This window comes from Acinetobacter calcoaceticus, assembly GCF_016508255.1.
GTDB classification, from domain to species: Bacteria; Pseudomonadota; Gammaproteobacteria; order Pseudomonadales; family Moraxellaceae; genus Acinetobacter; species Acinetobacter calcoaceticus_E.
The window spans coordinates 212,942-228,636 of sequence record NZ_JADVKT010000003.1 but is presented as its reverse complement, the minus strand read 5'-3'; the positions used below and the strand labels follow the sequence as shown (position 1 = coordinate 228,636).

Annotated in this window: 10 protein-coding genes; 5 read left to right on the top strand and 5 right to left on the bottom strand. The window is 39.8% G+C overall.

Annotated features, from left to right (window positions below):
- Window positions 1-3: 3 nt before the first annotated feature.
- Window positions 4-1,851, bottom strand: a complete 1,848-nt coding sequence (edd, locus tag I5515_RS08715) for a phosphogluconate dehydratase (protein ID WP_199965856.1) — start codon at window positions 1,849-1,851, stop codon at window positions 4-6.
- A gap of 757 nt (window positions 1,852-2,608) precedes the next feature.
- Here edd and I5515_RS08710 point away from each other — a divergent pair.
- The 4 genes from I5515_RS08710 (at window position 2,609) to I5515_RS08695 (ending at window position 8,454) form a co-directional block, all read left to right on the top strand.
- Window positions 2,609-3,811, top strand: a complete 1,203-nt coding sequence (locus I5515_RS08710) for an acetate/propionate family kinase (RefSeq protein ID WP_199965854.1) — start codon at window positions 2,609-2,611, stop codon at window positions 3,809-3,811.
- 45 nt (window positions 3,812-3,856) lie between these two features.
- Window positions 3,857-6,001: a phosphate acetyltransferase gene (pta, locus tag I5515_RS08705; RefSeq protein WP_199965852.1), complete on the top strand. Its 2,145-nt coding sequence runs from the start codon at window positions 3,857-3,859 to the stop codon at window positions 5,999-6,001.
- A 229-nt stretch (window positions 6,002-6,230) separates the two neighbouring features.
- Window positions 6,231-7,757, top strand: coding sequence for a fumarate hydratase (locus I5515_RS08700; RefSeq protein WP_199965850.1), 1,527 nt, complete (start codon window positions 6,231-6,233; stop codon window positions 7,755-7,757).
- Window positions 7,758-7,899: 142 nt separating this feature from the next.
- Window positions 7,900-8,454 (top strand): DUF2059 domain-containing protein, encoded by a 555-nt coding sequence (locus tag I5515_RS08695; protein WP_003654848.1) that lies wholly within the window; start codon window positions 7,900-7,902, stop codon window positions 8,452-8,454.
- A gap of 24 nt (window positions 8,455-8,478) precedes the next feature.
- On the opposite strand, the gene I5515_RS08690 is transcribed toward I5515_RS08695, so the two are convergent.
- From I5515_RS08690 to tig, 4 genes are all read right to left on the bottom strand, one after another.
- Window positions 8,479-9,195: a DUF2846 domain-containing protein gene (locus tag I5515_RS08690; protein ID WP_199965848.1), complete on the bottom strand. Its 717-nt coding sequence runs from the start codon at window positions 9,193-9,195 to the stop codon at window positions 8,479-8,481.
- 152 nt (window positions 9,196-9,347) lie between these two features.
- Window positions 9,348-10,661, bottom strand: a complete 1,314-nt coding sequence (clpX, locus tag I5515_RS08685) for an ATP-dependent protease ATP-binding subunit ClpX (protein ID WP_199965845.1) — start codon at window positions 10,659-10,661, stop codon at window positions 9,348-9,350.
- Window positions 10,662-10,766: 105 nt separating this feature from the next.
- On the bottom strand, window positions 10,767-11,372 hold the full coding sequence (gene clpP / locus I5515_RS08680) for an ATP-dependent Clp endopeptidase proteolytic subunit ClpP (RefSeq protein ID WP_002114870.1): 606 nt from the start codon (window positions 11,370-11,372) through the stop codon (window positions 10,767-10,769).
- A 193-nt stretch (window positions 11,373-11,565) separates the two neighbouring features.
- Window positions 11,566-12,900 carry a trigger factor gene (gene tig, locus I5515_RS08675; protein ID WP_199965843.1) on the bottom strand — a complete coding sequence of 445 codons (1,335 nt, stop codon included), beginning with the start codon at window positions 12,898-12,900 and terminating at the stop codon, window positions 11,566-11,568.
- A 414-nt stretch (window positions 12,901-13,314) separates the two neighbouring features.
- On the opposite strand from tig, the gene I5515_RS08670 reads away from it, so the two are divergent.
- Entirely contained in the window at window positions 13,315-15,606 is a 2,292-nt protein-coding gene (locus I5515_RS08670) for a TonB-dependent receptor (RefSeq protein ID WP_199965841.1), read from the top strand.
- The last annotated feature ends 89 nt before the right edge of the window (window positions 15,607-15,695 follow it).

Below are 15,695 nucleotides of genomic sequence, written 5' to 3'. Positions count from 1 at the left end.
AGTCTAAGGTTGAATGGTTTCACCAACCAATGCACCAAACACAGATGCACCATGTTCAGCTGGCGCAGCAGCAGCACGAAAAACACCAAATAATTCTCGGCCAAAGCCGACTTCGTTTTCTGCCTGATGTTCAGGTTGTGCAACAGGACGTGACTGCCATACATCGTCATCTATTTCAACATCGAGTACGCCAGCCTCAGCATCAATCACTAACATATCTCCCGTTTGCACTTTAGCAATCGGACCGTTGAGTAAAGCCTCTGGAGATAAATGAATCACTGCTGGAACTTTGCCTGAAGCACCTGACATACGGCCATCAGTGACTAATGCCACATGAAAACCTTGATCTTGTAAAACACCCAATACAGGCGTCAGACGATGTAATTCAGGCATACCATTAGCACGTGCGCCTTGGAAACGAACAACGGCAATAAAGTCACGGTGTAACTCTCCACGATCAAACGCAGCTTGTACGGCTTCTTGAGAATCAAACACAATTGCTGGTGCTTTAACTTTACGATGTTCAGGCGCAACAGCAGAAATCTTGATCACACCACGCCCCAAACGTCCTTGCATTAAACGTAAGCCGCCATCTGGTTGAAACGGTGCATCAATGCTACGTAAGACTTTGTCATCAAGACTTTCAACCACACCATCGACCCAAGTGAGCTTGCCATCAATCAGTTTTGGTTCTTTGGTGTAATGCTGTAGACCTTTACCAGCCACTGTCGTTACATCGTTATGCAACAAACCTGCTTCAAGCAAGTTACGAATGAGGAAAGCAACGCCACCCGCAGCTTGGAAATGGTTTACATCAGCCTTACCATTTGGATAGATTTTTGCGAGCAATGGAACCACAGCAGACAGCTCATCGAAGTCATCCCAGTCAATCAAGATGCCAGCAGCGCGAGCAATCGCAATAAGGTGCAAAGTATGATTGGTTGAACCACCTGTAGCTAACAATGCCACAATACCGTTTATAATGGCTTTCTCATCAACGACATGACCAATCGGTGTGTAGTTTCCGCGCTCAACCGTTAAATCAAGAACACGAATTGCAGCTTCTGCGGTGAGTGCATCACGCAATGGGGTATGTGGATGAACAAAAGCCGCACTTGGCAAATGTAAACCCATCACTTCCATCAGCATTTGGTTACTGTTGGCTGTACCGTAAAATGTACAAGTTCCTTGTCCGTGATAGGCTGCTGACTCAGCTTCTAGTAAGGCATCTCGTCCAACTTGACCTGTAGCAAACTGCTGACGAATTTTGGCTTTTTCATCGTTAGATAAACCGCTTGACATTGGACCAGCAGGTACAAAAATCGTTGGTAAATAACCAAACTGCAATGCGCCAATGAGTAAACCCGGCACAATCTTATCGCAGACACCCAAACATAATGCCGCATCAAACATGTTATGAGACAGTGCGATAGCCGTACTCATCGCAATCGTTTCACGTGAAAATAATGACAACTCCATGCCAGCATTACCTTGAGTAATACCGTCACACATTGCTGGTACACCACCTGCAAACTGCGCCACACCGCCATTTTCACGAGCGGCTGTTTTAATTAAGTCAGGGAATGTTTTATAAGGTGCATGGGCCGAGAGCATTTCATTATATGAAGACACAATACCAATATTTGGCTCACGACCGACTTTAATAATTAGTTTTTCATTATCTTCCATGCCCGCAAAGCCATGAGCCAGATTGGCACATGAAAGTGCGCCACGAGCAGGAAATTTGCCTTGTGCATGTTCAATACGTTGTAGATATGCAGAACGAGTTTTTTGACTACGTGCGATTACACGCTCGGTAACTTTTGCCAATACTGGATTCGGCAAGTCCATTCTGGACGCTCCTGTACAACCGGATAAGCCGGAAAATAAAAATAGACCAAATGATATATTGCACAATCATTTGGAAAAGGGATGAACAATATTATTAAGGCAAAAAGCGACATGCAAGCCCTTATAACGCTGTAGTAATCTTCAGACGTCAGCATTAAAGACAAATAATGTTTAAGTTTTAAACATGGGACTGGTTTTATTTTTGACTATATTTACAGGCACATTAAACACGAATAAATATGAGAAAATTCCCATAATATCAAAGTAATAAAATATCATTAGAAATGTATAGATATCGACTTTTTTATACTTAGTTTTATATTAAAAATGTTTATGATTTATTCGTTTTAGCCTATATATAAACTATTAAAACTTAATTTCAATTACGTATATTATTTGTAATATCCCCCTCAACCTTGATTAAAATACCAGCACATCTTTTTCATAAAAAATTTATACCAAATATTTGAAAATTACATTAAATGAAAATTCATTCTTTATAAATATATACAAAAAACTCATTTCTCTCCGCATAAAAAAACAAGGAATACAGTGATTAAGGTTTATATTGGATAAATATTAGTTATAAATAATTTAATGGTCGATAGTGCTTAAGTCTAATGGGCTAAAGTCTATCTTGGACAGAAAAACAACACATGTTAAAACATGACAACCAGTTCAAAGTGTATTTAGAAATAATGCCTATTGAACAGGAAGTTAGGAAAATAATTTTAAATCAGGACGTGGGTATTTCAACGTGGCTATATCAGTATTAGTTATCAATTGCGGCTCTTCATCTATTAAATATGCTCTGGTTTCAGAACGTCGTGAAGATCGTATTTATGGTTTAGCAGAAAACTTGGGAGCAGCCGATGCCCGTATTAAGGGTGTGACTGTAGGCGGTGAACCACTTGAACTTTCGATCCCTTACGCTGACCATGCCAAAGCTTTAGAAACTTTACTTGCGCGTCTTGCCAACTATAAACCGCAAGCAATCGGACATCGTGTTGTCCATGGCGGCAGTTTAACCAAGGCAGAATTACTCACTCCTGAAATTATTGAACGTATTCGTGCTGCGACTCCTTTGGCTCCACTTCATAACCCTGCACACTTAATTGGCATTGACGCAACTGTACGCCTATTTCCTGAATTACCTCAAGTTGCCGTATTTGACACTGCATTTCACCAAACTATGCCAGAGCATGCATACCGTTATGCAATTCCTAAGTTTTTATATACTGACCATAATGTCCGCCGTTATGGCTTCCATGGTACAAGCCATGCCTATGTTTCTGACAAAGCAAGTGAACTCTCAGGCAACCTGAAAAAGGGAGGTTGGTTAACAGCACACTTAGGAAACGGCAGTTCAACTTGTGCGGTATGGAACGGACAAAGTATGGATACTTCTATGGGCCTTACTCCACTTGAAGGTGTAGTGATGGGAACTCGTAGTGGTGACGTTGACCCAAGCTTACATAGCTTCCTTGCGAAAAACCTCGGTTGGGACTTGGCTAAAATTGATAAGGTTTTAAATAATGAAAGTGGCTTGCTTGGCTTATCACAATTGTCTAATGACATGCGTACAGTTATTGAAGCAGCAGAAAATGGCAATGAAGATGCGAGCCTTGCAATTGAAGTCTTTAGTTATCGCCTTGCAAAATCACTTGCAGCATTAAGCTGTGGGTTACCAACTCTGGACGGTTTAATTTTCACAGGTGGTATTGGTGAAAACTCAGCTTATATTCGTGAAAAAACTTTAGCTTATTTACCTCACTTTGGTTTAGAGCTTGATAAAGATAAAAACAACAACTTAAAACGTGGCACAGAAGGTCGAATCGACAATGGAACAGGCCCACAAATTTGGGTCATTCCAACAGACGAAGAAGGTCGAATTGCTAAAGAAACTCGTCAGGTTGTTGAAGCAGCAGAAAATACCGCATCTGTAGCAAGCCTTGCTTAATCAGATCTTCGCGAAAACTTGATACTCATTTATTTATAGGCTGATATGAATACAATTTTATTGATTCCTACAGGCGAAGGGGTTGGCTTAACCTCTGCCTGTTTAGGCATGATTTACGCACTTGATTGCAACGGGATTAAAGCAGGCTTTTTAAAACCATTTTCTCAAGAAGACCAAGAGCATCTTGACCGAACAACTTCATTATTTGGTCATTTATTTCAAAGTAAAACGGTTCAATCTATTTCGCATGAAAAGTTAACTCAGCTTATTGCCGCCGGGGAAGTAGATGAATTACTCGAAGAAGCTGTTAGCCTACATCGCAGTGTTGCCGCAAATCATGATGTCATTATTGTGGAAGGTTTATTGCCGAATGGACAAGACCATTTTGCCAGTGAGCTTAACGCGAGCCTTGCACAAGCGCTTGATGCAGAGGTCGTTTTAGTCAGCACCGCAGATATTCAAAATCCTAAAAAAACCGCAGAGAAAGTAGATGCTCACTTGCGCCAGTTTGGTGGTGCGGCTTCAAACCGTACTGCCGGCGTACTCTTTATGCGTACACGTGGTTTAACTGAAGAGACAGCACAAATTCCAGTTGCGTTTGATCCATCATTACGTCCGACTGAAGATATCGCAAAATTTACAACTGAGTTGCAAAAATATAATCGTTATTTCGGTTCAAACGACTTACCTATTATAGGCCTAGTCCCATTTAGTAATACGCTAAGTGTTCCTAGAACACTCGATATTGCGAATGTCATTGATGGGCAATGGGTACATCAAGGTGAAGCTAAAACACGTCGTATTTTGCATTCAAGTTTAATTGCTTCAAACATTGAATATGAGCTAAATAAGTTCATTGCTGGCGAGCTGATTATTAGTGCTTCTGAACGTACCGACGTTTTACTTGCAAGTAGTTTGGCAACCAGTAATGGTATCCCGTTGGCGGGCTTGGTTCTTACGGAACGAGAAGCACCAGCATCTGAGCTTTTAGAATTTTGTCAAAGTGCGATTAAACAAGGTTTACCAATTTTACATACCCGTTTAAATACATTGGAAACTGCGCAGCGCTTATCTGATTTTGGCAATGAAATTCCAATAGACGATACGGAACGTGCTGAGCAAGTCACTCGATTTGTTTCAAGTCATATTGATGTCGAATGGCTTAAGCAGCACAGTAACAATGCCGCTACCCCTCGCCTATCGCCATCGGCTTTTCGTCATGAGCTTGTACAAAAATCGATTGCTGCGAAAAAACGAATTGTATTACCTGAAGGTGATGAGCCTCGTACCATTCAAGCTGCGGCAATTTGTCAGGCACGTGGTATTGCTGACTGTATTTTGCTGGCAAAACCAGAAGCAGTTCAAGATGTTGCAAAAGCTCGTGGTATTGAGTTACCAGCCGGCTTAGCAATTGTTGATCCAGATAGTATTCGCGAGCAATATGTGGCACCAATGGTTGAGCTGCGTAAAGGTAAAATCAACGAACTTCAGGCAAAAGAGCAGCTTCAAGATACCGTAGTACTTGGTACCATGATGTTAGCTTTAGACCAAGTCGATGGATTGGTTTCAGGTGCTGTACACACCACGGCAAATACTGTCCGTCCAGCATTTCAGCTGATTAAAACTGCACCCTCGTACTCACTGGTTTCTTCTATCTTCTTTATGCTTTTACCAGATGAAGTTTATGTGTACGGTGACTGTGCAATTAATCCAGACCCAACAGCCGACCAGCTTGCTGAAATTGCAATTCAGTCTGCTGACTCGGCAAAAGCATTTGGAATTGATCCACGCATTGCCATGATCAGCTACTCAACTGGTACTTCTGGAACAGGTGCAGATGTTGAAAAAGTACAGCAAGCAACTCAAATTGCTCAGCAACGTCGCCCTGATTTACTTATTGATGGTCCGCTTCAATACGATGCTGCCTCCGTTGAAAGTGTAGGACGTCAAAAAGCACCTGACTCACGCGTTGCTGGCCGTGCCAATGTATTTATTTTTCCAGACCTAAATACGGGTAATACCACCTATAAAGCGGTACAACGTGCTGCGAATGTTGTAAGTGTTGGGCCAATGCTGCAAGGCCTAAACAAACCCGTAAATGATTTGTCTCGTGGTGCATTGGTCGATGACATTGTCTTTACCATTGCATTAACCGCAATTCAGGCAGAACAGCAAGCTGCTGCCAAATAATTAATAAATTTTATCCAGTTCTACCTCTCGCCATTTGATGTCCGCTCAAATGGCTTTTTTTATTTTAGGTACTAAAAAATAAAGACTTTTTCTTTTTCTCGCATTTAAATAAATTCCACATCGTCTTATGCGACTTTCGGTCAAAAGATCAACCAATCTCCCACAACGCTATCTTTTTATCATATAATTTAGCCCGCTAGCTAACAGCCCGCTCAAGAGATTTTCTGGTATGACAACGATTATCAAACAAGATGACTTGATTACATCAATCAAGGACGCCCTACAGTTTATTTCGTACTATCACCCGCAAGACTTTATCCAAGCGATGAGCCGTGCTTATGATCGCGAAGAAAACCAAGCTGCAAAGGATGCAATTGCACAGATTTTAATTAACTCTCGCATGTGTGCGGAAGGTCATCGTCCAATTTGCCAAGATACTGGTATTGTTAACGTTTTCCTTGAAGTGGGCTTAGATGTTAAATTTGATTTAACAATGAGCTTAGACGATGCAGTAAATGAAGGTGTTCGCCAAGGTTACCTTGAAAATAGCAACGTTCTTCGTGCATCTGTACTTGCTGACCCTGCATTTGGTCGCAAAAATACAAAAGATAATACCCCTGCTGTAATTCACTACAAACTCGTTCCGGGTAACAAAGTAGACATTACTGTTGCTGCTAAAGGTGGCGGTTCAGAAAACAAATCTAAACTTGCGATGCTTAACCCGTCTGACTCAATTGTTGACTGGGTACTTAAAACTGTTCCAACAATGGGTGCAGGCTGGTGTCCTCCAGGTATGCTCGGTATTGGTATTGGTGGTACTGCTGAAAAAGCCATGATGCTTGCTAAAGAAGCACTCATGGAAGAAATCAACATGGACGAATTACTTCGTCGTGGGCCAGAAAACAAAATCGAAGAACTTCGTCTCGAAATCTTTGAAAAAGTAAACGCACTTGGTATTGGTGCTCAAGGTCTTGGTGGTTTAACAACTGTTCTTGATATTAAAATTAAAGATTACCCATGTCATGCTGCTGGTAAACCAGTCGGTATGATTCCTAACTGTGCTGCTACTCGTCATGCTCACTTCCAGCTTGATGGTACAGGTGTAGCTCATATTCAGGCACCAAAACTTGAAGACTATCCATCTGTAACTTGGGATTCTTCACAATCTAAACGCGTAAACCTTGATACAATTACTCAAGCAGAAATGGATTCTTGGAAACCGGGTGACACATTACTTCTTAGCGGAACAATGTACACAGGTCGTGATGCTGCGCACAAACGTATGGTTGAAATGATCGACAATGGTGAAGAATTACCAGTTGATCTTAAAGGTAAGTTCATTTACTACGTTGGTCCAGTCGATCCAGTTCGTGATGAAGTGGTCGGTTCAGCAGGTCCTACCACTGCAACACGTATGGACAAATTCACACGTAAAGTACTTGAGCACACTGGCATGTTCGGCATGATCGGTAAAGCTGAACGTGGTCCTACAGCTATTGAAGCAATCAAAGACAACAAAGCAACTTACTTAATGGCAGTTGGCGGTGCAGCTTACCTTGTATCTAAAGCTGTTCGCGAAGCTGAAGTTGTTGCATTTGCAGACTTAGGTATGGAAGCGATCTACAAATTCGTAGTTGAAGATATGCCTGTTTCTGTTGCAGTTGATGTAAACGGTACATCTATTCATGCAATTGCTCCAAAAATCTGGCAAGCAAAAATTGGTAAAATTCCAGTAGTCGACGCTGCGGCAGGCTAATCAAGAAAAGCACCGAATTCGGTGCTTTTTTATTACTTTCTTTTTTTATTTTAAAATCCGAAAAGAATTGTAACAATTACTTCTTCAATCTGTGCTATTAATAAATGCACTCTCTCGCCATATATTGAATATAGGTCATTTCATGACTATTCGCCCTATTCTTAAAAATCTTTCAATTAGCCTTTGCCTAAGCTGCATTACCACAAGCTTATTTGCCTCTCCTGCTAAGTTAAGTTCAGTTAAAGAACTCATGCAAATGAGCCAAATTGATTACCTGCTTAAAGAATCGATTAATGAATTAACGCCTTACTATGATCAACAAGCTGAACAGATCGTTAGTAATATTACAGGTATCAAAACTTTAGGGCCGAAAGAAAAAGAAGCTGCGAAAAAGCTTGGTTTACTCTTGAAAGATTCAAGTAACCAACTCATCAGCAATCCTAAAACAGCACAAGCCTTACAAGATATTTACTTAAAGACATATTCTGAAGAAGAGATCCAAGCGAATCTTAAGTTTTTGAAAACCCCAGAAGGCCAATCAATTACACGTAAAAACGTGCAGATTATGGGGCAAATTTCAGAATATATGATGGAGTTAGGACAACAGACCTTTAATGATCCAAAAGCACGAGATCATATGCAAGAAGAGATGCTTAAAATTATTGCTCCACTCATGAAAGATAAAGAAAAGTCTTAACTTTTCTTTATCTTTTGTAGGCCATTACCAAGTTAAAGGGTTCCATAATTTAAATGGCTTAATCAGATGGACATCTGACTTTTCATCATATTTGGCAGGTTTTAATTCTTGTGGCTTATGTCGAATCTTACCCGAAGCATCTTCTGCCACGAAATTATAGCTTGAAGATTTCAATTCGGTAAAAGTAATTTCTCTACGGCCAATATTGTCCTGCATTAACGTAAACGGCCCCGTGTGCTCGCTTCGTTCAATTTTATTTTCTTCATCATATTTCAAATAATAAGACGCTCCAGCATTTACTGTTATATCAATATATTTTGGTTCTTGAAAATGAATACCGAGTAAAGGGCGGCTCGCAGCAAAACGATAAGTCCCTGCTGGTAATTCAATCCAATAATAATGATTATGTAGCAAGCTCGGAATTCGCTTGCCATTCACAAATAGATTAATCGCCGCAATCTCCTGACGATTCCATTTTGTATCTGGACGATATAGATAAACTACAGCAGCTTGTGCATTTTGTGGTTTAACTGGTGCAAAGGTCTGACCCAACTTTTGATTAACCCAACCACCCATACTAAAGCCACCAACATGGTATTGATCAAATACACCAGGTGCTTTATCTACATCAACTTTAGGTAAGGTTGCAGTCAATTCACCCGTATTTTTTTCTAAATGAGATGAACTTTGACAGCCCACAAACAGTCCGGCACAACACAAAGATACGATTAAATAACGCATGGCATCCCTCAAAGCGTTTTGTTTTTGATTTATTTTTTACACCGCAAAACTATGCGTATTTTGTATTTTTAAGATTAACACCGCCCACAAAAATTGAAAACAAAAAAAGCATGAATCACTACAGTGATTCATGCTTTTTAGATGAATGAAATCTAAGCAGACTTCGAATCAATAACCTTTAAATCGGCCTTTGCAACACTTTCCTGCGTTGCAGCTTCTTTAGGTTGGCGCTCTGCCTTATAAACAGGTTCCGCTTGACCATTAATTACTGCCTCATTAATGATGACTGTTCCGACATCATTACGGCTTGGTAAATCGTACATGGTTTCAAGCAGTACGTTCTCCATAATAGAACGTAGACCACGCGCACCCGTATTACGTTCAAGTGCTTTCTTCGCAATAGCACGTAATGCAGAATCTTCAAAAATCAGATCAACATTTTCCATGGTGAAAAGATATTGATACTGGCGAGTTAATGCATTTTTTGGCTCAGTCAAAATTTGCATTAATGCTTCTTCGTCCAACTCTTCAAGTGTCGCAATCACGGGTAAACGACCAATGAATTCTGGAATTAAACCAAATTTCACTAAGTCGGTTGGCTCAACCTGACGGAACAATTCAGCAAGTTTTTTGGTTTCATCTTTGTTTTTAACATCAGCAGTAAAACCAATACCGCCTTTCTCTTGACGCTGCTGTACAATTTTTTCCAAACCAGAAAATGCACCACCACAAATAAACAAGATATTCGAGGTGTCAATTTGGATAAACTCTTGCTGCGGATGCTTACGTCCACCTTGCGGAGGAATAGAAGCCACTGTACCTTCAATCATTTTTAATAATGCTTGTTGTACACCTTCACCAGAAACATCACGTGTAATTGACGGATTTTCAGATTTACGAGTAATCTTGTCAATTTCATCAATATAGATAATGCCCTTCTGAGCTTTCTCTACATCGTAGTCCGCTTTTTGCAAAAGCTTTTGTACAATATTTTCAACATCTTCACCTACATAACCCGCTTCGGTTAATGTCGTTGCATCTGCCATTGCAAATGGAACATCTAAAAGGCGAGCCAATGTTTGCGCAAGTAAAGTTTTACCTGAACCTGTAGGTCCAATCAGTAGAATGTTACTTTTAGCAATTTCTACTTCTTTAGACACATGGCCATTATGACCAACTTTTAGGCGTTTATAATGGTTATAAACCGCAACAGAGAGTGTCTTTTTGGCAAGATCTTGACCAATCACATATTGATCAAGCGCAGCACGTATTTCATGTGGTTTTGGCAATGCCTTACTCGCCCAGTCCCCTGCTTCAACCTGTTGGCTGGTTTGTACAAGGTCTAAGCAGACATCCACACATTCATTACAAATATATGCGTCCTCACCTGCAATCAGTTTCCCGACTTCAGACTGCGTTTTACCGCAAAATGAACAATGTTTTTGTCCTTGAGGATGTTCGGACATATTCACTCCACAAATAGAATCTTAAATATTAGGGCAAGATGCACTGCATAGATAACTAAATGGAGATGTTTTTCAACATCTCAAGTTATTTATGTAAGAAGTTCCTTACGGACGCTTACTTAACACCTGATCAACCAAACCATATTCTTTAGCAGCTTGCGCTGTCATGAAATTATCACGGTCTGTATCACGAGCAACAGTTTCATAGTCTTGACCACTATGCTCTGCCATTAAGCGGTTTAAACGTTCTTTAATAAATAGAATTTCACGCGCATGAATTTCAATATCTGACGCTTGACCACGGAAACCACCCAATGGTTGGTGGATCATTACACGGGCATTTTCAAGGCAATAGCGTTTGCCTTTAGCACCAGCATTTAACAGGAATGCACCCATAGAAGCAGCCTGACCCATACAGTATGTCACGACATCAGGTTTAATAAACTGCATCGTGTCATAAATGGCCATACCAGCTGTCACAGACCCACCCGGTGAATTGATATAAAGGTGGATATCTTTATCAGGATTTTCAGCTTCTAAAAACAACATTTGGGCAACAATAAGGTTTGCCATGTTGTCTTCAACTTCACCTGTTAAAAAAATGACGCGCTCACGTAAAAGTCGTGAATAAATATCAAAAGAACGTTCGCCGCGAGAAGATTGTTCAACCACAACAGGAACTAAAGCATTTTCAATTGTTGGAACATACATACGTTATTTATTCCTAAATTTTTTGTGACTTAACCTATGGCAACAATATGCGGGATAATTTCTCAAATTGCAAAAGGTTCGCACTGAAATATTATATTATTTATACCTAAGTACTTAATGTCGCACTCAAATTAACCACATAATGAAAAATGAAAAAGGCGCCTAAAGCGCCTTTTTCTGACTTCTTAAAAGATTAGCCCATACGGCGAGCTTGTTGTTCTTTTAACAAATCATCATAAGATACAGCTTTGTCAGTCACTTTAGCAGCAGCCAAGATGTGATCAACAACTTGATCTTCTAATACAACTGCTTCGATTTGAGCACGTTGTTGAGCATCATTTTTGAAGTATTCAATTACTTCAGTTGGATCTTCGTAAGAAGAAGCCATGTCGTCAATGTAAGCATCAACGCGTGATTGATCAACTTCAAGTTTAGCATCAGCTAAAACTTTGCTTACTAACACGCCAAGCTTAACAGAACGCTCTGCTTGTTCTTTGAACAATTCGTCAGGAAGCATGCTCTTGTCAAAAGATTGCGCGCCTGCACCACCAAATTGTTGAGTGAATTGTTGAACCATTTGTTGACGTTGACGGTCAATTTCTTGAGCAACCATAGCAGTTGGAACTTCAACTTCATTCGCAGCAACAAGTGCATCAAAAGCAGCTTGTTTAACTTGGTTACGTAAACCATTGCGAACTTCACGTTCCATATTCTTGCGAACGTCAGCTTTTAATTTCTCAACGCCTTCTTCTTCAGTTACACCGAAGATTTTCAAGAATTCAGCATCAATTTCTGGAAGTTTTGATTTTTCAACTTGCTTCACAGTGATTTTGAACTGAGCAGCTTTACCAGCCAAGTTTTCAGCTTGGTAGTCTTCAGGGAAAGTAACATCAATTACTTTCTCTTCGCCAGCTTTCATGCCGATGATGCCGTCTTCAAAGCCAGGAATCATACGACCTGAACCTAACACAAGTTTAAAGTCTTCAGCAGCACCGCCTTCAAACTTCTCACCATCAACAGTACCTTCAAAATCGAAAGTTACTTGCATGTCTTTTTTCGCCATACCCTTGGTTACAGCCCAAGTTTGACGTTGTTTTTGCAAGTTTTCGATCATAGCATCAACGTCAGCATCTTTAATTTCAGCTGTTTTACGTTCAACTTCTAAACCGTCGAATGCTTGTACTGCAACTTCTGGATAAACTTCTACAGTCGCTTCAAAAACTAAAGCATCTTCTTTATGTTCAACTTTATCAATGTTCGGCATACCTACCGCATTGATTTTTTCTTGTTGAATTGCTTCAAAAACGCTATCACGAATGATGTCATTTACAACTTCTTGATAAATGCTTGCACCGTATTCGCGACGAACAACGTTTTCAGGTACTTTACCTGGACGGAAGCCGTTGATCTTCACAGTTTTGGCAGTGCGCTTCAAACGAGCTTCAAATTGCTCGTTAATACGGCTCGTCGGTACAGACACATTTAAACGACGGGCAACGCCCGAAACCGCTTCAGTCGTTACTTGCATGGCTTCCTCGATAAAAATTAGTGAGTAGGAACAGTTTTTAAAAAAGTGCTGTATTATATGACAACTTTCCAGATATACAAAATTAACCGATCACTTCATTTAACTTAAGGTCGTTATTGTAGTAAATTTCCCAGTAATTTTATGATTCTTTAAATATTTTTCATAAAACCTTAAGTAAAACTAATTTTTTAGTTATTCTTCATAAATCTAAAATTACAATCAAAATCCAAGTTTAATCGTTTTAGCAAACACTTACTAAGAATCAGTAAATTAGCTACATAAAAGCACAAATTACTATTCGATTATTCAATTTATCTTCACAATTCAATCGAGAAATCCAGTTAACACAAACTGTACATATAAATAAGAATCATTATTATTCGCATAACCTTTTGTATTTAAGCCCTGAAAGTTATGTCATTGATTAGAACACGTAAAAAAATAGTTTCCTCTGCAATCGCCTCATCCCTTTCGATGATTGCAACAACTGCAATGGCACAAGAAGCTGTTTCACAATTACCAACGATCCATACCCAAGCGACAAAAGAAGAATCTTTAAAAGTAGATCAGTCAGCAAACTCTAAATTCGTAGCTCCCCTTTTAGATACTCCAAAATCAGTTTCAATTATTTCAAAACAACTTATTGAAGATACGAAAGTAACGACTTTAGCAGATGCATTACGTACAGTTCCTGGCATTACTTTAGGTGCAGGTGAAGGTGGTAATCCAAATGGCGACCGCCCTTTCATTCGTGGCTACAATTCAGAAAGTTCGATGTATGTAGACGGTGTTCGTAGTGCAACATCTCAAAATCGTGAAATGTTTGCTGTCGACCAAGTTGAAGTGATTAAAGGTTCTGCATCTGCTTTAGGTGGTGCGGGTAGTTCAGGTGGTAGCATTAACCTGATTACTAAAGTCGCAAAAAAAGGTGATTCACTTGAAGGTTCTGTTGCTGGGGGTACAGATAACTATGCACGCGTTACCTTAGATGGCAATAAAGACTTTGGTAATGGTGTGGCTGCCCGTGTTGTCGTGATGGGGCATCAGAATGACAAAGCTGGACAAAGTAATGGTGCAGAATATAAACGTGCCGGTATTGCACCAAGTATTAGTTTTGGTCTAGATAGCGCTACCCGCGGAACACTCAGTTATTACTATTTAAAAACTGATGATACACCTGATTCAGGCGTTCCTTATCAATACGACGTAATTAAAAAAGCAACTGTTGGTAAACCAGTTAATGTTAAACAAGGTATTTATTACGGCTGGAAAGATCGCGATTTTCAAAAACAAGAAAACCAGATTGGTACATTTAAGCTCGAACATGATTTCAATGATAACCTAACCCTCAGTAATACTGCGGTGTATGGTAAATCTAAAAACAATTATTTATGGACTCAACCAGATGACAGCCAAGGCAACATTGTTAATGGTAAGGTTTGGCGTCGTGTAAATACCAATATTACTGATACAGACAGTTTTACTGATCAGTTATCACTAAAAGGTAAGTTCAATACCGGTTCTCTTAAGCACACGTTTAATATTGGTGCTGAATATAGCAAGCAAGACTCAGATCGTGGTACGAACATCGTAACTGATCCTAATACTACAAATATTACAGGCAGTGGCTCAACCAATGCTTGTTCTGTTGCTAATTCATATGGTTGGTGTACTGACCTTAATAACCCTAATCCCAATGATCCATGGTTAGGTCGTATACAAGCAAACCCAAATGTTACCAACATTACATCTAAGACCCAGTCAATTTACGCATTAAATAACATTGAAATTACACCGCAATGGTTAATTGACTTAGGTGTACGTTGGGATAAATTTGATACTGATGTTAAGTATAATCAAGACTCAGGCTCAGGTGCCTCACTCATCAAGGCTGGAACAAAATACAGTTCAAGCAATGACTTCTTTAACTATCAAGCAGGTATCACATTTAAGCCTGCCGAGAATGGTTCTATTTATTTAAGCTATGCAACCTCAGCGAACCCAGTAGGTGTAGATGCTGGTGATGGTTCAGAAGGAATTAGTGTTCCAGGTCGTAACACAACCGACGAACAAGCAAGAGCGATCAACAACCTTAAGCCAGAAGAAGTTAAAACTTATGAGTTAGGTACAAAATGGGATGTACTAAATAATCGCTTGAACTTAACTGCCGCCATTTTCCGTACTGAAAAAACCAATACACGTGCTTTAGGTACCGATGGTTTCACAAGAAATATTGGTGAAACACGTGTTGACGGCATTGAATTAGGTGCAAATGGCAATATTACTGAGAAGTGGGCAGTTTCTGCTGGCTATACATATCTAGATAGCGAAATTGTTGATGGTGGATATGCTAAAGATAGTAATGGCAACTATGTTCCAAGCCCAACAAATGGCAATCAAGTACAAAACGTAGCGAAAAACTCAGCGACTCTTTGGACAACATATAAAGTATTACCGCAAGTGGCGGTAGGTGCTGGTGCAGTTGCTATGGACAAAGTATTTGGAGATGCTGCAAATACCAAATATGTTCCAGGTTATGTTCGTTATGACGCCATGGCTCGTTATGATGTAAATAAGAACGTTAATTTACAGCTCAACCTAAACAACTTATCTGACAAACGCTACTTCACTAAAGCTTATGCTTCTCACTATGCAACAGAAGCAGAAGGTCGTAGTGCAGTACTCGCAATTAACTTTAAATACTAAGTTAATTTAGAATCCCATAATATTTTTATGGGTTCTGATATAAAATAGCCTCTATTGTTAGAGGCTATTTTAATTTTTTTACTATTTAT